The sequence below is a fragment of the Acetomicrobium sp. S15 = DSM 107314 genome (genome assembly GCF_016125955.1).
In the GTDB taxonomy this organism is placed as follows: Bacteria; Synergistota; Synergistia; order Synergistales; family Thermosynergistaceae; genus Thermosynergistes; species Thermosynergistes pyruvativorans.
This window is the reverse complement of the sequence record NZ_JADEVE010000091.1, coordinates 58919-79602: the sequence shown is the minus strand read 5'-3', so window position 1 is coordinate 79602 and position 20684 is coordinate 58919. Positions and strand designations below refer to the sequence as shown.

Annotated in this window: 14 protein-coding genes; 13 read left to right on the top strand and 1 reads right to left on the bottom strand. The window is 56.1% G+C overall.

The features are described 5' to 3' along the window. Positions 1-17 precede the first annotated feature (17 nt). Positions 18-3305 carry a maltose alpha-D-glucosyltransferase gene (gene treS, locus EZM41_RS14285; RefSeq protein ID WP_342449212.1) on the bottom strand — a complete coding sequence of 1096 codons (3288 nt, stop codon included), beginning with the start codon at positions 3303-3305 and terminating at the stop codon, positions 18-20. A 247-nt stretch (positions 3306-3552) separates the two neighbouring features. Here treS and EZM41_RS02740 point away from each other — a divergent pair, with 247 nt between their 5' ends. The 13 genes from EZM41_RS02740 to EZM41_RS02680 all read left to right on the top strand — a co-directional run bounded on the left by EZM41_RS02740 (position 3553) and on the right by EZM41_RS02680 (position 20481). Continuing rightward, positions 3553-5745, top strand: coding sequence for an FAD-dependent oxidoreductase (locus EZM41_RS02740; RefSeq protein WP_342449211.1), 2193 nt, complete (start codon positions 3553-3555; stop codon positions 5743-5745). 270 nt (positions 5746-6015) lie between these two features. Next, the gene (gene nhaC / locus EZM41_RS02735) at positions 6016-7443 is read left to right on the top strand and encodes a Na+/H+ antiporter NhaC (RefSeq protein ID WP_198469230.1); all 1428 of its coding nucleotides are present in this window, start codon (positions 6016-6018) and stop codon (positions 7441-7443) included. A gap of 14 nt (positions 7444-7457) precedes the next feature. Continuing rightward, entirely contained in the window at positions 7458-8435 is a 978-nt protein-coding gene (locus tag EZM41_RS02730; RefSeq protein ID WP_198469227.1) for an amidohydrolase family protein, read from the top strand. Positions 8436-8744: 309 nt separating this feature from the next. Continuing rightward, positions 8745-9095 (top strand): cupin domain-containing protein, encoded by a 351-nt coding sequence (locus EZM41_RS02725; RefSeq protein ID WP_198469224.1) that lies wholly within the window; start codon positions 8745-8747, stop codon positions 9093-9095. Positions 9096-9416: 321 nt separating this feature from the next. After that, complete coding sequence (ilvN, locus tag EZM41_RS02720; RefSeq protein WP_198469221.1) at positions 9417-9911, top strand: acetolactate synthase small subunit; 495 nt, start codon at positions 9417-9419, stop codon at positions 9909-9911. A gap of 34 nt (positions 9912-9945) precedes the next feature. After that, a complete protein-coding gene (gene ilvC / locus EZM41_RS02715; RefSeq protein ID WP_342449210.1) occupies positions 9946-10956 on the top strand; it encodes a ketol-acid reductoisomerase in 1011 nt (336 codons plus the stop codon). Positions 10957-11020: 64 nt separating this feature from the next. Then, the gene (locus tag EZM41_RS02710; protein ID WP_198469266.1) at positions 11021-12568 is read left to right on the top strand and encodes a 2-isopropylmalate synthase; all 1548 of its coding nucleotides are present in this window, start codon (positions 11021-11023) and stop codon (positions 12566-12568) included. After that, entirely contained in the window at positions 12565-13860 is a 1296-nt protein-coding gene (locus tag EZM41_RS02705) for a 3-isopropylmalate dehydratase large subunit (protein WP_198469205.1), read from the top strand. Before EZM41_RS02710 ends, EZM41_RS02705 begins: the two co-directional genes overlap by 4 nt. Continuing rightward, on the top strand, positions 13857-14366 hold the full coding sequence (locus EZM41_RS02700; protein WP_198469202.1) for a 3-isopropylmalate dehydratase small subunit: 510 nt from the start codon (positions 13857-13859) through the stop codon (positions 14364-14366). The genes EZM41_RS02705 and EZM41_RS02700 overlap by 4 nt, the downstream gene beginning before the upstream one ends. An 11-nt stretch (positions 14367-14377) precedes the next feature. Then, positions 14378-16039 carry a biosynthetic-type acetolactate synthase large subunit gene (gene ilvB / locus EZM41_RS02695; RefSeq protein ID WP_232618997.1) on the top strand — a complete coding sequence of 554 codons (1662 nt, stop codon included), beginning with the start codon at positions 14378-14380 and terminating at the stop codon, positions 16037-16039. Positions 16040-16367: 328 nt separating this feature from the next. Further along, the gene (locus EZM41_RS02690; RefSeq protein WP_198469263.1) at positions 16368-17630 is read left to right on the top strand and encodes a serine hydroxymethyltransferase; all 1263 of its coding nucleotides are present in this window, start codon (positions 16368-16370) and stop codon (positions 17628-17630) included. Continuing rightward, positions 17627-19111, top strand: coding sequence for a pyridoxal-phosphate dependent enzyme (locus tag EZM41_RS02685; RefSeq protein WP_198469197.1), 1485 nt, complete (start codon positions 17627-17629; stop codon positions 19109-19111). Before EZM41_RS02690 ends, EZM41_RS02685 begins: the two co-directional genes overlap by 4 nt. A 56-nt stretch (positions 19112-19167) precedes the next feature. Beyond that, positions 19168-20481: a B12-binding domain-containing radical SAM protein gene (locus EZM41_RS02680; protein ID WP_198469194.1), complete on the top strand. Its 1314-nt coding sequence runs from the start codon at positions 19168-19170 to the stop codon at positions 20479-20481. The last annotated feature ends 203 nt before the right edge of the window (positions 20482-20684 follow it).

The following is a 20684-nucleotide window of genomic DNA, read 5'->3' as shown; positions in this document are numbered from 1 at the left end:
TCGCTCTCCTTGTGCGCTTAAGAATGCTTCAAGATCCGCTCGATCTCGCCTATGGGTATCTCGATTTTCCCCTCTTCCTCTGAAAGCTCGAACTCCAGTTCGCAGATCGCCCTCTCGAGCAAAAACGCCTCAAGCCATACATTAAGAGAAGACTCGTCCTTGGGTAGGAACGGTTGGCCCTTCGCCTCGTCCACGTAGGAACGCAAGAAAGCCCCCGCCATCACATCCTGCCATGGCTCAAGCCAGGGCTTCAGAACGTCGGCCTCTTCCGGCCTGATGGCCGACATCTTGGATAAGGAGACTGCCGCAGCTCTGTAGAGGGAATAGATCATGGCTGCAACGTCTCTGAGCGCCGAGCGCTTCAGCCTCCGTTCGCTCAAAGGTCGCGCCATGTCGCCCTCGAAGTTAGCTATGACGAAATCCTTGCCGGTAAACAGGAGCTGTCCCAAGTGGTAGTCGCCGTGGACGCGGATCTTTTGGGCATCCATCTTGTTTGCGACGACCTTCCTCATCTGCTCCAAGATCTCTCTCTTGAGACTCAGGACCTTCAGGGCGTTGGGGCGTTTATCTTCCGGCAAAAGGTTTGCCTTTGCGGACAGGATCTCCATGCAGCGGCCCACTTCGTTCCTCATCGACTGATATACCGACCTCTGGTAGAGCTTGGAGAATGGCTCTGGGGCGAAGGCTTGGTTTTTCCTCGACGAGCTCAAGGCTGCGTGAAGCTGCGCCGTGCGCCTCCCTAAAAGCTCCACCATCTCGATGAACAGCCCGTCTATCCATTCACTTGCCAACTCTTGCACCTTCACGGCCCCGCCGCCGTTTTGAGACGAGAGCACCCGCTCGAAAAACAGCTCGGCCGCCCCTACGGCATATTGCCAGCCATCCCCCTGGTTCGGTACGTTTCCCTGCAGCAGCCCGATCGTAGATACCTTATCGCCCGCCGCGTATCTGAGCGATCCCACATATGGTAGGAGATAAGGGAAGGCAACTTCCTCCGTAAGATAGCGTAAAACTTCCTCGCTCACGCTTATTCCGCCCTCAAATTTGTGATAGAACTTCAAAACGAGCGAAGGGCCGTAAGCGACAGAGCTCATCCATCTGCAGGGCGCCAACGCCCTGGACGGCGACATGTTTTTACCTTCCAACAGCTTCCTTATGCCCTTACCGGCATGGCCCACAACATACCCCACATCGCCGCGCACCTTCCTCCTGTGGGATATGAGATCCAAGACGGCCTCGCAATGGGCCGGGCTGTATATGCCATCGTAGAGGATGCTTTCGTCACCTTCGATTGATAGGCGGGCTATAACGCTCTCGGGGTGAGCAAGCCGCACAGAGGCGGCCTCTTCCCCTCTTGCAAGGTCCACGTGAAGGAAGATCTGCGCCGTTTCTCCCTGAGCGTAGGTGGCTTGGAGAAAGAGCATACTCGATAGGTGCGGCCGGCCGCGCGCGCTCGGCACGTGATCTACGACGCTGAGGCGCCTGATCTCTTTTCCTTTCCCTCCGAAGTAGGGACACCTCTTCAAATAATCGGCGATCGGCCCCCCGGCCAGCTCGTCCCAGGGTAGGTGCGGAGACGATTCTGAAGGGCCTTCCTTTATCTCAAAGGCAGGGATGGCCTCCCCTTGAGGGACAGAGACGCGCTCCCTCTCTTTTCGCAAGATAAACCAGAAATAGTCGTCGATGCCCAGCGTCAAGGTGTACGGCTTTTGCCCCTCGATCCGCGGGAAGCGATTACCGCTGAACACCTCCTCGGGCACGTAGCCTTCGTATTGAGACAAATTCAGCTCTGCAACTTGAGAAAAGCGGGAGAGGTTTATCACAACCAAGATTATTTCGTCTTCAAAGCGGCGGACGAAAGCCAGCACCTTCGGATTTTGCGGGTAAAGGAATTGTATCTCCCCTCTGCCGAAGGCTTTGAAGCGCTTTCTCACGGAAATAACCCGGCGCATCCACCAGAGCATAGAAGAGAGATTGCGCTCTTGCGTCTCCACGTTTATGACCTCATAGTGGTATTCCGGGTCGATTATGACGGGAAGGTACAGCTTCTGTGGGTTGGCTTTAGAAAAACCGGCGTTTCTGTCGGGGCTCCACTGCATAGGGGTGCGCACGCCGTTTCGGTCTCCCAAGAAGTAGTTATCCCCCATCCCCAACTCGTCGCCGTAATATATGATGGGCGTCCCAGGGAGGGAAAACAAAAGCGCGTTCATGAGCTCTATCTTCCGCCTGTTGTTGCCCATCAGGGGGGCGAGCCTCCGGCGGATGCCGAGATTTATCCGCGCCTTCGAATCCCTGGCATAGACGCGGTACATATAATCGCGCTCCTCGTCGCTCACCATCTCGAGGGTGAGCTCGTCATGGTTGCGCAAAAACAGCGCCCACTGACAGCTCTCCGGTATCGATGGCGTCTGTTCCAGTATATCCACTATAGGGAAACGGTCCTCCATCCACAGAGCCATAAAGAGCCTCGGCATTATCGGGAAGTGGAAAGCCATATGGCATTCGTCGCCGTCTCCGAAATAGGCCACAGCGTCCTCCGGCCACTGGTTGGCCTCGCCCAAAAGCATCCGGTTGGGGTAGCGCGCATCCACATAGGAGCGCAACTCTTTTAAAAAGGCATGGGTCTCTGGGAGATTTTCGCAGTTGGTTCCATCGCGTTCGTAAAGATATGGCACCGCGTCCAATCTCATGCCGTCGACGCCCATGCCGAACCAGAAGTCCAAAACCCGCAATATCGCCTTCCTCACTAAGGGATTGTCGTAGTTCAGATCCGGCTGGTGGGAGTAAAAGCGGTGCCAGTAGTAAGCCTTGGCCACCGGGTCCCAGGCCCAGTTAGAGTTCTCAAAATCTTGGAATATGACCCTCGCCTCGGGATATTTATCGGGAGTATCGCTCCAGACGTAAAAATTCCTCCACGGAGAGCCCGGCTTTGCGGTGCGAGCTCGCTTAAACCATGGATGCTGGTCGGAGGTATGGTTCAACACCAGCTCCGTTATGACCTTTATGCCGATGTCGTGGGCTCGCCTCAAAAACGCGCGGAAATCCCCTATGGTGCCGTAGTCTGGATGGACGGCGAAATAATCGGCTATGTCGTAGCCGTCGTCCTTAAGCGGAGAAGGGTAAAATGGTAGGAGCCAGATTGCGGTGATGCCGAGGCTTCTCAAATACTCGAGCTTGCTCGTAAGACCGCGAAGGTCCCCCATTCCGTTGTCGTCGCTATCGCAGAAGGACCTGATGTGGGTTTCGTAGATGATGGCGTCTTTATACCAGAGGGGGTTATCGACCGGCGTCGAAAGCTTATTCACGAAAATGCGATGCCTCCTTGTCACAAGGCTAAATTACCCAATGAGGTTAAAATAATACGACATCGCTGACGCTGAGTCAATAATATTAAGATAGCAAGTTGCCCTATTACTCTAAATGCGAGCTGTTTCATAAAATCAAACCTTTCCGGCCCAAAGACAGCAGGCTTGATGTCTGAGCGAGCTTTATAATCAGGCTTTATAATAATGCACACAAACGCTCGCTTCTTTAAGGGGGATCTGAAAAATCGTGAAGATTGCACGGTTCATCATTTCGTTAGGTCTCTGCGCGATATCGCTCATTTGGACGCCTCCGGTGCTCGCGGTCGAGGAGTTGTCTTACGATGTGGTAGTCGCGGGAGGTGGCGCCGGCGGCTCGGCAGCAGCGATCCAGGCCGCCAGGCTCGGAGCTTCGGTGGCGATCATAGAGGAAACCGGCACGATCGGAGGGCAAATGACAGCCGCGGCCGTCTCTACCATGGACGACATGTACGGAAACCGTTCCGGCCTCTACGGTGAGTTCATCGACAAGGTCAAAACCCGCTACGCCGAAAAGGGCAAGTCGCTCGGAACATGCTATTGGTCTCCCATCACCATTGCCTTCGAACCACACATAGGAGAGGCAGTGCTATATGAAATGATCGACGAAACCAGAAACGGCAAAGGCTTAACCCCTAAAGGGCCGCGCACTTTAGATGTTTACCTTCATTCGTCAGTAAACCGAGTCTTACGCCAGGGCGACAAAATAACGGGGGTTGAGGCCGACCTCAATGGAAGTACCGTAACGATACGGTGCAAAATCCTGATCGACGCCACGGAATACGGCGATATTCTGCCGCTCGCGGGAGCTCGTTACAGGGCAGGCAACGTCCTCTTCGCCTCTAAAGAAGAGGCTTTCCTCAAAGGGGAGACCCAGGATATGGACGCGCGGATCCAAGACATAACGTGGGTGGCCGTGATCAAGGCGTATCCTGGAGGGGTGCCGCCGCACCTCCGCTTATCCCTGCCGCCGCCTGGGTACGAGAAGATGCGCGAGGTCTTTAAAGCCTACGTGACACGCGACGGATTCCCCTTCAAAGGATATCCTGTGAAGCTCCCCGTGAACGTGCCCACGCATAACGCATACAGGGGGTTGCCGCACTTCGACTTCCCCGGCGATGCCGACGCCTCGACGCCGTTTACGCGACTCCTCTTGACGAAGACTGGGGTGAATTGGGCCAACGACTATCCGGGCGGCGGCGGATATGCCGGCAAAAGCGGCCTACCGGTGCGATATTTAGAAGAATACGCTTTTCGCAGGGAGATCAATGCGCAGGCAATGCTCAAGACGTTGGGTTTCCTCTACTACATACAAAACGAGCTCGATCTCCCCTGGTCCGTCGCGGATGACGAGTTCGGTTCAAGCGACGCCTTCGAAGCCGTGAAGGGGCTGATTCCCTATGCCTATGAACCGGTAGTTTACCACTTCCCGCCCATTCCCTACGTCCGCGAGAGCCGCCGCCTCGCAGGGACAAAGACCCTCACGTCTTTTGAGCTGCGCAAGAACTCAGAAAGCTACAGGAACGGAGGGCCAGGTCACGAAATTCCCACTTCGGTGGCGGTGGGGCGCTACGTCTTGGACCTCCACGGAAGCGGAGAGACGGAAGAGCTCGAAAGCGAGTTCGGAGAAACGGCTGAATCCATAGCAAAAAACAAACCGGTCGGACCCTTTCAAGTTCCTTTTGAGATCTTCATTCCAGAAAAAATCGACGGCCTTTTAGCGGCGGAGAAAAACCTCTCCATGACGCGCCTGGCCTCCGGCGCCTTGAGGCTTCAGCCCATATGCATGCTCACGGGACAGGCCGCGGGCGCCATCGCCGGCCTTGCGGTCAAATACGATGTGAGTCCGCGCTACGTTGACCCTCTGAAAGTCCAGCGTGCGCTACTCGAAGCCGGTAGCACCTTGGCGCTGTGCCATTTTTCGGATGTCCCAAAGAACCACCCCTTTTGGCCTGCGGTGCAAATTGCGACCGTAAGGGGATGGATAAAGACCATCGCCACTCCTACCTCGCCAGCGCCGAGGCTCGACGATTTAAACGGCATCTTGGCGACTGCAAAAAAGGGTTCTACAAAGGGGATCTTCGGGGCAGAAGAGCCGTTGACTTCTCAGGCGGCCGAGCATCTGATCAGATGCGCGCTAAAGGATTCGGGAAAGGATACCCGCCTTTCGCTCCTTTATCCGCAGGATAAGCCGCTTGCCGTGGAAGAGTTCGCCGTCTGTCTAACGGAGGCCTTCTTCCCCGGCGAAAGCCCCATGCATTCGCAAATCGAGCGCCGCGCGTGGGCTTTAAAAAAGCTCGAAGCCTTTGGAGCCCTAAGAGGCATCGAAGGCTTCGATCCCAAAGAAGCCATTTCACGCGCCCAAGCCGCCGACATTGTCATGCGCCTGCTGACCACACCGTAGGAGCAATCCCATATCGTGGGACGGTTTGGGGAAATTATATTAAACGATACGGCCTTATGGCTTAATAAGTATAATGTCATTTAACGATCGCTAAATATACGGAGACGACAAAGATGAAGCGTGAACTAATAGGTTGCTACGAAACAAACAGTTTGGCGGCTTGTACGGGAAAACCATGAATTGCCCCGTGTAATTGACAATTGCGCTTTGCGTCACCTATATTGACGACATCTTTGCGCTTTGTATATCGATTTGAGAGGAGATGAGATTATGGAGACGAGGAATGAAGCGTTAAGAGGAAAGCCTGCGGAGAGAGGAGCAGCGAGGAAGCCTTCGTCGTTAGAGGCGATCGTCGCCTTGGCCTTATCGTTCGGCGTCGTCATCGTAGGGGTGCGGCTGAGGGTGGGGATGACCACCCCACTCGTGGCCGGAACCATAGTAGCGGGGCTTTTTGCCCGATACTTAGGTTACAGGTGGGGCGAGCTTCAAACGGCGATGATGGAAGGGATCATGCACGCCCTTCCTGCAGTCTTGATCTTGATGTTAGTGGGTATGACGATAGGCATCTGGATCATAGGGGGTACCGTGCCGACGCTCGTCTATTACGGCCTCAAACTTATAAGCCCCAGGGCTTTCTTGGCGGCTACGTTTATCTTGTGCGCTATCACCTCGATCGCTACAGGTACGTCTTTCGGCACCATAGGCACCATAGGGCTTGCCCTCATAGGGATTGGCGAAGGGCTGAGCATACCGTTACCTATGGTGGCAGGCGCGATCGTAGCAGGCGCTTATTTCGGCGACAAAATGTCACCGCTTTCAGACACCACAAACGTAGCGCCGGCTATGGCAGGGGCTGAGTTGTTCGAGCACATCGGGTCGATGATGTATACCACCGTCCCAGCTTTTTTGGTCTCTTTGGCCATTTATGCCGTAATGGGGATGAGATTTGGCGGCGAAGCGGCTGGCGGAGAGACGCTCAATGCGATGCTCTCCACGCTTCCTGAGGCCTTTAATATAGGCTTATGGACGTTAGTGCCCCCGTTGGTTGTGATTGTGCTTTCCGTAAGGCGCACCCCCGCCATATTGACCCTTACGGCTGGGGTGGTCATAAGCTGCATTTGGGCCATGCTGACCCAAGGTGTGGATTTAGTGCCGGTGCTCAAGGCAGCGACGGACGGATATGCCAGCAAGACCGGAATTGTTGCCGTAGATAAGCTCTTCACGAGGGGCGGCTTGAATAACATGATGGGCACGGTTGCGTTGATCATGATAGCCACAGCCTTAGGCGGCATCTTGGAGCGAGCCAACGTGCTTTCGACGATAATCGACGCGGTGCTTGCCAAGGTTAAAAGCACAGGGGCACTGATACTATCGGTGATCATCTCCTGTTACGCCGTGCTCATCATATCGGGCAACCAGATGCTGGCCTTGATATTGCCCGGCAGGGCTTTTAAAGACGCCTTTGACGCCAAAAACATACACCCGCGGGTGCTGTCGAGGACCTTAGAAGACGCCGGAACTATGGCGGCGCCGCTGGTTCCCTGGAGCACTGCGGCGCTCTTTACCTTTGGGATCCTCAAGGTCTCGGCGTGGTCGTACGCCCCCTACGCCCTGCTAAACTGGATAGTGCCGATATTTTCTATAATCTACGGATATGCTGGATTTGCTATTTTCAAAAAAGACGGAGACAAAAGCTAAGAGAGGAGATGCCCATGAAAGCCGTAGACGTGCACAACCATTTTTACCCGCCCTCGTACCTGAAAGCCCTGAAGGAAGGTTCAGGCGTCGCCAAGGTGGCGGAGGACGCGGACGGAAACTATATCCTGTCATATGAGGGGGATTATAACGTCATTGTGCCCGGTCACAGGGATATGGCATATCGCCTCGAAGCCATCGAGAGAGCGGGCATAGATGCGCAAATCTTGAGCCTCACCACGCCGGGTGTGCACATAGAGGAAAAGAATCGAGGTATAGCTTTGGCCAAAAAGGCGAACGACGACTTCGCCGAGATCACAAAAAGATATCCAGGGCGCTTCTACGCCCTGGCTGCCTTGCCTCTCCAAGCCCCCGAAGCCGCTGCCAGCGAGCTCGAGCGTTCAGTAAAGGAACTGGGGCTTAAAGGCGGAACGCTTTTTACGAACGTCGACGGCAAGATGCTCGACGATCCTTCGTTTGAACCTATATTCCAAAAGGCCCAAGAACTGGATGTGCCGCTCTTTTTGCACCCCACGACGCCAAAGCCCGCCGACAACTTCTTGGATTACAGGCTCGCAGCCACGCTGGGTTTTGCCTTTGACACTACGTTGGCTGTGGCGCGCCTGATCTTCAGCGGTCTCTTAGACAGGGTGCCCGGCGTCAAGCTCGTGGCTTCTCATCTTGGAGGCTGCCTCCCTTATCTGGCGGAAAGGCTCGACAGGGGATATGAAGCCTTCCCGGAGTGCAAAAAGATATCGAAGCCCCCATCTGCCTATATCGCCGAGGTGTACATCGATTGCGTATCTTTCAACCCACTGGCTGTAGACTTCGCCCGCAAAGTCGTGGGGGTGGACCACATGATGGCGGGGAGCGATTACCCGCACCAGATAGGGAGCCTTACCAAGTGCACGGCCGTCATAGAGGCCCTGGATGCCCCTGCATCTGAAAAAGAAAAAATTTTAAGCGGAAACGCCAAAACTTTATTTAAGATGTAGAGGCGACAATTGCGCAGGTAGCGGCGGAAATGTCATCGCCGGAGGTGATCGGACCTTCATTTTGAAAGTCGCCAAAGGCGTCAACCGAATCCGCCAAACGTCTGGCGCAACGTCTGGCAGCGCAATTGTCACGAACGTATCATCCGCAAACAACGAATCGCTAAAACTGCACTCGGGAATACATCGTAAGCAACCTGTCGGAGCATTCGATCGATAGAATCCGGATGCGACGTCGTCATGTATGATATCCTACAAGGAAGATACATAGAGTGCGATTTATGAATTGTCCGTACACAGGAGGGATGGAAATTGATCGTAAAATCTACGGAACAGCACAAGGTGAAAAGGGAGGCGCTCCGGGGTGGAATCGGCAGCGTGCTTTTCGGTTACGTCGTAAGCCCCGGAGAAGGGCGCGAGGGCAGCCGCTTCCAGATGGTGGCGAGGATAGAGATTGAACCCGGCGCCTCCATCGGATACCACGCTCACGAATCCGACGAGGAGATCTATATCATCCTCTCCGGCGAGGGGATCTACAACGACAACGGCATCGAAACCCGCGTCAGGCCCGGAGATACCGCTATAGCTTTCAGGGGCGAAAGCCACGGTATACGCAACGCCGGCGACGACCCCTTGGTATTTTGGGCGATAATAGCTGCATAGTTAAAAATCCTAAAAATATTTGAAGATTACGAATATATTTTAAGGGGTTGACAAGGGGCATTAGGGAGTTTAGGATAGCCACAAGTTTATGACCAGGTCCTTATATCAGAGAAGAGCAAAGGAGGGGAGTAGCTCATGGCTGGATTAGACCGCAATGCATTGGCGGTAGTCGTAATAATTATTCTGGGCATTCTGGCGCTGAGCTGCGGGTCCCCTCCTGGAGCTTGAGGACCGTTTTACCTTAGCGTTCCAGGGCCGGGATCCTAAGCAAAGGGGATCCCGGCCTTTTTTTATTCACTCAAGCAAAAGGAGGTGATAAGAATGAAGCGGACACTTTCGGTGTTGACGGAGGACCATCCGGGGGTTCTTGCGCGGCTTTCTAATTTGATCTCTCGGCGAGGCTACAACGTGGAAAGTCTGAGCGTGACGAGGACGCACAGGTCTGGACTTTCCCGCTTCACGATAGTTGTCGAGGCGGATGAGACATCCTCAAAACAGATGATAAAACAGCTCGAAAAGCTCGTGGAGGCAGTTGAGGTGAAAGATCTCACCCAGGGGCCCTTCGTGGAGCGGCGAATGATGCTCGTGAAGGTCCGAGCTTCCCCAGAGGAGAGGCATAACCTGCTCCAAACGGCGGAGGTCTTCCGAAGCCGGGTTGTGGACGTGGGGAGCGACGCCGTGATCTTAGAGGTCACCGGCGACGCAGAAAAGGTGGAAGCGCTGCTGCGGACGCTCGAGCCCTTCGGGGTGCTCGAAATGGCAGGAAGCGGCGCAGTGGCTTTAGGACGAGCTGGGTTCGAAACGTTAAGCAATTGAAAGGCGAACAAAACTTCAAGGGAGGCGAATACAAGTGGCAAATATGTATTATGACAAGGATGCGAATCTTGAGCTTCTCAAAGGCAAGACCGTAGCGGTGTTAGGTTACGGCAGTCAGGGGCACGCTCACGCCCAAAACTTAAGAGACAGCGGCGTCTCCGTGGTCGTCGGGCTGCATGAAGGAAGTCGCTCCCGCGCCACCGCATCAAATGACGGCTTCAAGGTGCTTTCGCCGGGAGAGGCAGCGCGCGAGGGCGATTTCATCGTCTTTCTGACGCCAGACCACGTCCAGAAAGATATCTACGAAAAAGAGGTTAAAGATAAGCTTAGGCCCGGCAAGGCCCTCGTATTCGCCCACGGCTTCACGGTGCATTACCATCAGGTCGAGCCGCCGTCCAACGTAGACGTCTTCATGATCGCGCCCAAAGGACCGGGGCACCTCGTGCGCCGCATGTTCGCCGAAGGTAAGGGCGTGCCCGCACTTCTGGCCGTATACCAAAATCCATCCGGCAAGGCAAAAGACCTGGCTTTGGCATATGCCAAGGGTCTGGGCGCCACCAGGGCCGGTGTTATAGAAACGACCTTCGCCGAGGAGACGGAGAGCGACCTCTTCGGGGAACAGGCTGTGCTGTGCGGCGGCGTCACGGAATTGGTGAAGGCCGGCTTTGAGACGCTCGTAGAGGCCGGCTATCAGCCGGAGCTGGCATATTTTGAGTGTCTGAACGAGCTAAAGCTCATCGTCGACATGATGGCCGAAGGGGGTCTCACGTGGATGCGCTATTCGGTCAGCGACACTGCAAAATACGGAGACCTGACTGCGGGCCCGAAGGTGATAGACGAGCACGTGCGCTCCACAATGAAGCAGTTACTCAAAGCCGTTCAAGACGGCACATTCGCCAAGGATTGGATATTGGAAAACTTAAGCGGCCGCCCGAGGATGAAGAAGTGGGTAAAGAGCGAACGTGAGCACCAAATAGAGCAGGTGGGGAGAAAGCTTCGCAGCATGATGACCTGGATGGAGGCAAAAGAAGCCCCCGAGTACTGATCGTGTCCGTAAGCCGAGCGAGGGGTGACTCCCCTCGCTTAAAAACAGGAGGAGATGAGTGAAGATGAACGACGGTATTGACGGTGTAGTGAGGATATTCGACACCACATTGAGAGATGGAGAGCAGGCACCTGGCATCAACCTGAACACAGCTGAAAAGCTCCAGATCGCCCGCCAGCTCGCGCAGCTCAAAGTCGACGTCATCGAGGCGGGGTTCCCAGCCGCATCCCCAGGAGACCTGGAGGCGGTGAAAGCCATAGCCTCCGAGGTTAAAGGGTCGGTGGTTGCGGGACTGGCTCGGACGCGCAAAGGCGACATCGACGCGGCGTGGGAGGCGGTGAGGTCGGCCGAGCATCCCAGGATCCACGTGTTCATAGCCACGAGCGACATCCATATGGAGCATAAGCTCAAGATGAGCCGTCAGCAGGTTTTAGACGAAGTGAGAAATGCCGTCGCATATGCGAAGGGCTTTACCGACGATGTGGAATTCTCTGCCGAGGACGCAAGCCGTTCCGACCCGGCCTTTCTGATACAGGTTTTCAAGGTCGCCGCAGAATGCGGTGCCACCACGTTAAACATCCCCGACACGGTGGGTTACGCCATACCGCAGGAGTTCGCTGCCTTTGTCAAGGAGATCATAGATGGAGTCGGAACGCCTCCCGGCGTAATCTGGTCCGTCCATTGCCACAACGACTTGGGATTGGCGGTGGCCAACTCGTTAGCTGCGGTTCAAAGCGGTGTGCGCCAGGTAGAAGGCACGATAAACGGCTTGGGTGAGCGGGCCGGCAACGCCTCGCTCGAAGAGGTGATCATGGCCCTGAAGACCAGGAAGGATCGCTTCGGCCTATCTACTAACATCGACACGACGAAGCTCTACAGCGTGAGCAGGTTGGTTTCGCGCCTGACCGGGGTGGCAGTGCCGCCGAACAAGGCCGTCGTGGGGGACAACGCTTTTTCTCACGAGGCCGGGATCCACCAGCACGGCATCCTGTGCAACCGCGCCACTTACGAAATAATGAAGCCTGAGGACGTAGGCGCCCCAGGGACGCGCTTGGTCTTGGGCAAGCATTCGGGGCACCACGCTTTCCGCCAGCGCCTGGAAGAGCTGGGTTATTCCCTCTCCGAAGAGGAACTTCGCAAGGCCTTCGCGGTCTTCAAAGAGCTGTGCGACCGCAAGGAAGTGGTGACCGACGGCGATCTGGAGGCGCTCGTGGTCGACGAGATCTTGGGCAAAACCGCGAACCACGATTACGAGCTGCGCCACTTCGAGGTGCACGTGGGAAGTCGCGGAGCTACGGCCACCGTCACCCTATGGGATGGCGAGCAAGAGAGATACGACGCGGCCACGGGCAACGGCCCCATAAACGCCGCCTATAGCGCCATCCGCCGCATCACGGGCCTTTCACCGGAGCTGGTGAGCTTCCGCCTACAGGCCGTCAGCGAGCACTCCGATGCGTTAGGGGAGGCCGTGGTCGTCCTAAAAGACGGAGAGTCCACCGCCCAGGGACGAGGGGCCAGCACCGACGTCATAGAAGCGAGCATAAAGGCATACGTGAATGCGCTGAACCGCCTGCGCCACAGAGCAGCCCAAAAGGAGGTCGTCGTAAGATGAAACGCACGCTTGCGAGTGCCATCATAGCTTCACACAGCAGCGAATCGGCCAAAGAAGGGGATATCTGCAACGTCAAGGTCGATTTCGCCTTTGCCAACGACATCACCGCCCCTCCGGCCATAAAGGCCTTCAAGGAGATGGGAGCTTCTCACGTATTCGACCCCAAGAGGTGCGCCGTCCTGCCCGACCATTTCACGCCCAACAAAGACATAGCCTCTGCTCAGCAGGTCAAGGTCTCGCGCATCTTCGCCAAAGAGCAGGGGATGCTCTACTGGGAGGTGGGGCGCGTAGGCGTGGAACACGCCTTCCTCCCGGAACAAGGGCAAATCCTGCCGGGGGAAATCGTCTTGGGGGCTGACAGCCACACCTGCACCGGCGGCGCCTTGGGGGCCTTCGCCACGGGCATGGGCTCTACGGACTTAGCCGCTGCGTGGGCACTCGGTGAGACATGGCTGAGGGTGCCTCCGACGATAAAGGTGAACTTCGAAGGAACGCCTCCGCCGTGGATCGTCGGCAAAGACTTGATACTCGCCCTCTTAGGGATCATAGGCACTCAGGGAGCCCGATACCAGGCGCTCGAGTTCCACGGCACCGCCGTAAAGGCCTTGACCATGGACGATCGCTTTACTATCTCCAACATGGCCGTGGAGGGCGGGGCGAAGGCCGGGATTTTCGTACCCGACGAGACGATGCTAAAGTACGCCAAAGAGCGGGCCGTAAGGCCTTTTAACCCCATCTACCCCGACGAAGGGGCTAACTACGCCAGAGAGGTGGACATAGACGTCTCCGTTCTCAAACCGCTCGTGGCAGCCCCATCCTCCCCTGCCAACGCCCGTCCCGCTGAAGATTGCTCAGACGTGAAGATCGACCAGGTCTTCATCGGCTCGTGCACGAACGGGAGGCTCACCGACATAGAGATGGCGGCGAAGGTTTTAAAGGGAAGATCAGTGCACGACGACGTGCGCCTGATCGTTATACCCGCGTCGTATGAAGTTTATAACGCAGCTTTAGAAAAAGGGTATATCGATACTTTCGTAAGGGCCGGTGCTGCTGTGTGCACGCCGACTTGTGGGCCGTGCCTTGGCGGGCACCTCGGGATATTGGCCGAGGGGGAGGTGTGCGTCTCGACGAGCAACAGGAACTTCGTAGGACGCATGGGGCATCCGAAAAGCGCCCTTTACCTGGCCGGACCGCTTGTAGCGGCAGCAAGCGCCGTCACCGGAAGGGTTACAGATCCGCGGGAAGTGCTGTCCTCGGATGAGCTCCAAAGTTTGAGAGGTGAGGTTCGATGAGCGAGAAGCTGCGCGGTAAGGCATGGGTATACGGCAACGATGTCGACACAGACGTCATAATCCCCGCGAGATACCTAGTGACGAGCGATCCCGAAGAGTTGGGGCGCCACTCCATGGAGGACTTAGACCCGGAGTTCATCAAAAAGATGAGGCCGGGCGATGTGGTCGTGGGGGGCGAAAACTTCGGTTGCGGCTCCAGCCGCGAGCATGCCCCCTTGGCACTGAAGGGCGCGGGTGTCTCCTGCGTCATAGCGGCGTCGTTCGCCCGCATATTTTTCCGCAATGCCATAAACGTGGGGCTGCCCATATTCGAGTCGAGCGAGGCGGTTAACGGGATATCCGCCGGCGACGAGGTCGAAGTGGACCCCTCCGCCGGCATCATCAAAAACTTGAGCAAGGGCGAGACATACCGCGCCACCTCTTATCCGCCGTTTCTGCGGCACCTGATAGAGGTGGGCGGACTCGTGCCTTACGTAAGAGAGAGGCTAAAAGAGAAGGAGGCTTGAGGAGCTTGAAGATGAAGGGTGCGCAGATGGTGGTTAGGGCTTTGGAGCTCGAGGGAGCGGAGGTGGCATTCGGCATCCCGGGAGGCGCCGTGATTCCTCTATACGACGCCCTCTATGATTCTTCCATCACTCACATCTTGGCCCGTCACGAGCAGGCGGCCTGCCACGCCGCCGACGGTTACGCCAGGGTTACCGGCAAGCCCGGCGTATGCATCGTCACCTCTGGACCAGGAGCTATGAACGCCCTCACGGGCTTGGCCACGGCATATATGGATTCGATCCCGCTCGTCGTGATAGCGGGCCAAGTGGCAAGGCACCTAATAGGAAGCGACGCTTTCCAGGAAGCCGACATATACGGCTCTTCCATGCCCGTAACGAAACATAACTTCTTGGTGCGCTCCGCCAGCGAGCTTCCGTCCGTATTGAGGGCGTCATTTTACATAGCCACGACAGGAAGGCCAGGGCCGGTGCTCATAACGCTCCCCTCCGACGTCCAGCAAGAAGAGGCCGACTTCCTCTACCCTCCAAAAATAGATTTGCCAGGCTATCGCCCATACGCCGAAGAACTGAGCACCCTTCAAGGCGCAAGAGATGCCCTATCGCGCGCGGAGCGCCCGCTCATACTGGCCGGGGGCGGCGTCATCGCCTCCGGTGCAACCGATGAGCTGATCGCCTTCGCCGAGGCCGGAGAGATTCCCGTATCGTGCACGCTCATGGGCAAGGGGGTATTCCCCGAGAGCCACCGCCTCTTTTTGGGTATGATGGGGATGCACGGCAGGCCGGAGGCAAACTTGGCCGCATCGCGAGCCGACCTGCTCGTGGCCGTAGGGACCAAGTTTTCGGACCGCACCACCGGCTTCGCCGCAACGTTCGCCCCGCTCGCTAAGGTCATACACTTAGATCTAGATCCCGCCGAGATAGACAAAAACGTCCGCGCCCACTTCCCGCTCGTGGGAGACGCGCAAAAAGTCCTAAGGCTTTTGACCGAGGATTTAAGGCCGCACCCGAGCCGCAGGCATTGGTTTGAGGAGATCGAGTCCTGGAGAGAGGCTTACCCGTTAGACGAAGATCTGCTGCCGGCCTTCACCCTCAAGGCGCTGCGCAGCCGCGTGAGCGCCAAAACAGTAGTTACCACGGAGGTGGGACAGCACCAAATGTGGGCAGCCCTCTATTGGCAGGTAGAGGCCCCACGCACTTTCATAACCTCTGGCGGCCTGGGGACTATGGGGTTCGGACTGCCTGCTGCGGTGGGCGCAAGTATGGCGCGTCCGGGCGAGCGCGTCATATGCATAGCCGGCGATGGTAGCATATTGATGAACGCCCAAGAGCTCGAGACGTGCGCCAGATACAACCTGCCGGTCAAGGTGTTCGTCTTCAACAACAGCTCTTTAGGAATGGTAAGGCAGTGGCAAGAGCTCTTCTGGGATCGCCGATATGCGGAAACGCTCACCGACTCCCCTTGCGATTTCGCGAAGCTCGCCCAGGGTTATGGGGTCAAAGGATGGAGGGCGGAGATCGCATCGGAAGTAGAAGGCGCCATCGATGCAGCGCTCTCCTGCGAGGGGCCGGCCTTGGTGGACATCCTCGTGCCGAGGGAAGAGCTCGTCATGCCGATGGTGCCGCCGGGGCGCAGCCTCACGGACTTCATCCACAGCCTCGCGGTCAAATCTTGAGCGCCCTTCTCGAATAACGCGCCACGCGCCAACGGGACGGTTGCGGTTCTTTTCGAAGCCCGTCGATGGGAGTTGAGCCCGAAACTGCGGGGGCAAGGCGCTGCCCCCGTTTTTCGTTTCTCTTTGCCTCGCCCGTACAAATCGGCGCTATAAAGGCACCGCGAAACGACAACTCATTGGACGCAGGTGGCGCAGTTGAGGTATTATATCTTAAAAGCAACCATCGTACGCCGCTTCGCTACTCTTCGTTCAGAGGTTGTAGCGGTGCAGTGGGTTTTTTAGCGCTTTATTTGTCCCCATAATCACGAGGGTAAGGACGGTGGAGAGAGTGTTCCCGAGAGCATATGAACTCTTAAGACAGGTAGACCCGGCTATCGCCGACGTGTTAAACGCCGAGTTGAAGCGAGAGCGCGAAGGGATTGAGTTGATCGCCTCCGAAAACGTGGTCTCGCCTGCTGTGCTGGCTGCCATGGGGTCGGTGCTGACGAACAAATATGCCGAAGGCTACCCCGGCAGGCGGTATTACGGCGGATGTGAGGCTGTGGATCGGGCCGAAGATCTCGCCCGCGACAGGGCAAAGGAACTCTTCGGCTGCGATCACGCGAACGTCCAACCCCACTCCGGCTCCCAGGCGAACATGGCAGTATATTTCTCGGTGCTCAAGCCGGGAGATACGATATTGGCCATGGACCTCGCCCACGGAGGGCACCTGACCCACGGAAGCCCCGTCAATTTCTCAGGCCAGCTCTACAACGTGGCCCACTACGGCGTGACGAGGGATACGGAAACCATCGACTTCGACCAGGTGGCGAGGTTGGCCGCCGAACACAAGCCCAAGATGATCGTCTGCGGCGCAAGCGCGTATCCGAGGGAGATAGACGCCGAACGCTTCCGCAAGATAGCTGACGAGGTCGGCGCCTACCTCATGTTCGACATAGCCCACATAGCTGGGCTGATAGCGACCGGCCTTCACAAGGACCCCATCCCCTTTTGCGATTTCGTCACCACGACGACGCATAAGACTTTGCGCGGTCCCAGAGGCGGCATGATAATGTGCCGACAGGAGCACGCCAAGGCTGTAGACAAAACCGTCTTTCCGGGCATGCAGGGCGGCCCGTTGATGCACATCATAGCGGCCAAGGCCGTAGCTTTCCAGGAGGCCTTAAAGCCTGAGTTCAAGGATTACCAGAAAAAAATCGTCAAGAATGCGAAAGCCCTCGCAGAGGCGTTATTACAAAAGAGCTTTCGACTCGTATCCGGCGGCACGGACAACCACCTGATAGTCGTCGATCTTACGGAGCGCGGCATAACGGGCAAAGACTTCGAAGCCGCCCTGGACAAGGCTGGCATTACAGTAAACAAGGAGACCATCCCCTTCGATACCCAAAGCCCCTTCGTCACGAGCGGCATCCGCGTCGGAACGCCGGCGGTCACCACGAGAGGCTTTGGAGAGCGCGAGATGAAGGTCATAGCCGATTGGATGGATAGGGTGGCAAATGCTATCGACGACGAAAAGGCACTTTTGAAGGTAAAAGGAGAGGTGAAAGAGCTCTGTCGGGCATTCCCCATCTACGAAGGCCTCGGCATATGACACGGCCTTCGGCGATCGCTGGGTTCGATTTGACCGTGAACGAAGAAGGCCTTCGCCGCGCCGTCGAGCGGGCGAAGGAAAGAGGTGTCGTCCTGCCGACCTTCGAGCAGATGAAGGATCCGAGCAAGGTCCCGCAGGAGATAAAGGAGCGGCTGAAATGCGTCCGGCTCTGGGACACAGACCCGGCAAACCTCTTCAGGATCACCTGGAAAAATGAGCCCATAGAACGAGGCGGTCTCTACGGCGGTGTAAACTTCGTGGAGCTGCCGCCCCTTTTAACCGGCGTGAAGGCGAAGATCGTGGCGCTGGTGGGAAAGTGGTTTCCCACGGGTTGTCACAAGGTGGGAGCTGCCTACGCATGTCTGGTTTCGCGCCTCGTGACGGGTCAATTCGATCCGACGAGGCAAAAGGCGGTCTGGCCGTCCACGGGAAACTACTGCCGTGGCGGAGCTTACACCGCGCAGCTTTTGGGGTGCGACTCCGTAGCCATACTGCCCGAGGGGATGAGTCGCGAGCGCTTCGAATGGCTCAAAAGCGTCGCTGGAGAGGTCATCACTACACCCGGCGGCGAGAGCAACGTGAAGGAGATCTTCGACAAAGCCGGGGAGCTTCGCTGCAACAGGGACGACGTGGTCGTATTCAACCAATTCGAGGAGTTCGGAAATTACCTGTGGCACTACGAAGTTACCGGGCACGCCATGGAAGAGGTCCTAAGCCAGCTCATGGACAGCAAGAGCCGTTTTTGCGGCTTGGCGCTCACATCGGGATCGGCGGGCACGCTCGGCTGCGGAGACTATCTAAAAAGACTCTACCCCGCAAGCTCGCTGGCCGTCGGCGAGGCGCTCCAGTGCCCCACATTGCTTCTAAACGGCTTCGGCGCCCACCGGATCGAGGGGATCGGCGACAAACACGTCCCGTGGATCCACAACGTGAAAAACACCGACATGGTCATAGCTGTAGACGACGCGGACTGCATGGCCGCGATCAGGCTCTTCAACGCTCCTGCGGGGAAGGCCTACCTCAGAAAGCGCGGCCTTTCGCCACAGGTCATCGAAAACCTGCCGCTTATGGGCATCTCTGGCGCCGCCAACCTCATCGCCGCGGTAAAGATGGCAAAATATTACGAGCTCACCGAAAGAGACATAATCCTCACGGTGTTTACCGATTCGGTGGAACTCTACGGATCGCGCTTGAAAGAGATGGAAGAAGAACAGGGACCTTACAGCGAAACAGATGCCGCCGTCGATTACAACAGGCACATACTGAGCCTATCGGTGGATTGGGTCAAAGAGCTCACGTATTACGATCGCAAGGCCATCCACAACCTGAAGTATTACACCTGGGTAGAACAACAGGGCAAAGACCCTGAGGAACTGAACGCTCAATGGTATGACGCCGACGAATACTGGGGCAGCATCCACAGGATGACCCCGATCATCGACGAGAAGATCGCGGCCTTCAACGAAATGGCAGCCCTTTAGGCTGACTCGCTCGCTGCGGCCTACAAAAAACATATTTAGGAAGGACGATTAATTAAATGAGGATTTTATTGATCTCGCCGGGCAAAGACGTCTACTACGCCAAGAGATTGGGGCGCGCCTTCAAATTGCCGCCGCTTGGCTTGAGCACCATAGCGGCCTTGACCAAGCCGGACATAGAGGTCTCCATTTTGGACGAGCACGTGGAGCCTCTCAATTACGACGACACAGCTGACTTGGTCGGCATAAGCGTGATGACTGCCGTCGCCCCTCGGGCCTATGAGATTGCCCGCAAATTTAAATCTCGCGGAGCCAAAGTTGTTTTGGGAGGACCGCATCCATCAGCTCTTCCCGAAGAAGCGATCCAGCACTGCGACGCTGTCGTTATTGGAGAAGCAGAAGGTTCATGGCAAAGGTTGATCGATGACTTTAAAAAAGGAAGCTTGGAAAAGTTTTACTTCAACGAAAACCCGCCCGACCTTGCCAACCTGCCCGAACCGAGACGCGACCTATACAAAAAAGGAGCATACTATATAACAAGCACCATACAGACAAGCAGAGGTTGTCCTTTTGACTGCGCTTTTTGCTCCGTCTCTAATGTCTTCGGAAAAAGATACCGCCACCGGCCCGTAGAAGACGTCGTCCGCTCGATTGAACATATGGGCAAGCGGCTTATAGGCTTCATGGACGACAACGTCGCCGGCAACAGGGGGTATAGCAAGGAGCTATTCAAGGCTCTGGCTCCGCTGAAAATCAAGTGGGCCGGACAAGCCTCCGTAAACATAGCCGAAGACCAGGAGCTGTTGGAGCTCGCAGAAAAGAGCGGTTGCGTAGGCCTGTTTATGGGCTTTGAAACGGTCTCGAAGGAGAGCATGGGAGAGATCGGCAAGTCGCACAACAAGATCGAGGAGTTCAAGGCTAACGTGAGGCGGCTCCACGACCACGGCATCGTGGTGCTAGGCGCCTTCATATTCGGCTTCGACAGCGACGACAGAGACGTCTTTAAGAGGACTGTGGATTTCGTATACGACGCGAAGATAGACCTCGCCCAATTCAGCATCCTTACCCCTTTGCCAGGAACCAGGTTTTATGAAAAGCTCTATTCGGAAAATCGCATCATAGACACTGACTGGTCGAAATACGACATGGGGCACGTGGTCTTCAAGCCCGCCCAGATGTCGCCGGAAGAGCTGGACGAAGGGGCTACGTGGGCGTGGAAGGAGTTTTACTCAAGAGGCTCTATTTTACGGAGGGTCTTCGGCATGAAGTTCGATCTCTTAAAAGTTGCGCTCTATTTCTTGCCGGTCCTGACCATAAACCTGAGCTTCAAAAATGCCATCGATTTCGGACAAAAACTCTCTCAAAAATCTTAAATAAAAGCTATTTTTTAACTTTAAAACCCAAGAGCTTCCCTCGTGGCCTTGACAAGTGCCTTCTTATGTATAAGCTAAATATAGCCAATTGAAAGTTAACTCTGCTTGTGCAGTAGCTAACTCTAAAGCCTGAGCTTTAGTTTGATAAGGTTTAGTTTATTTTAAATTGCAATCTTTAAGATCTCTATAAATAACAGGAGGTG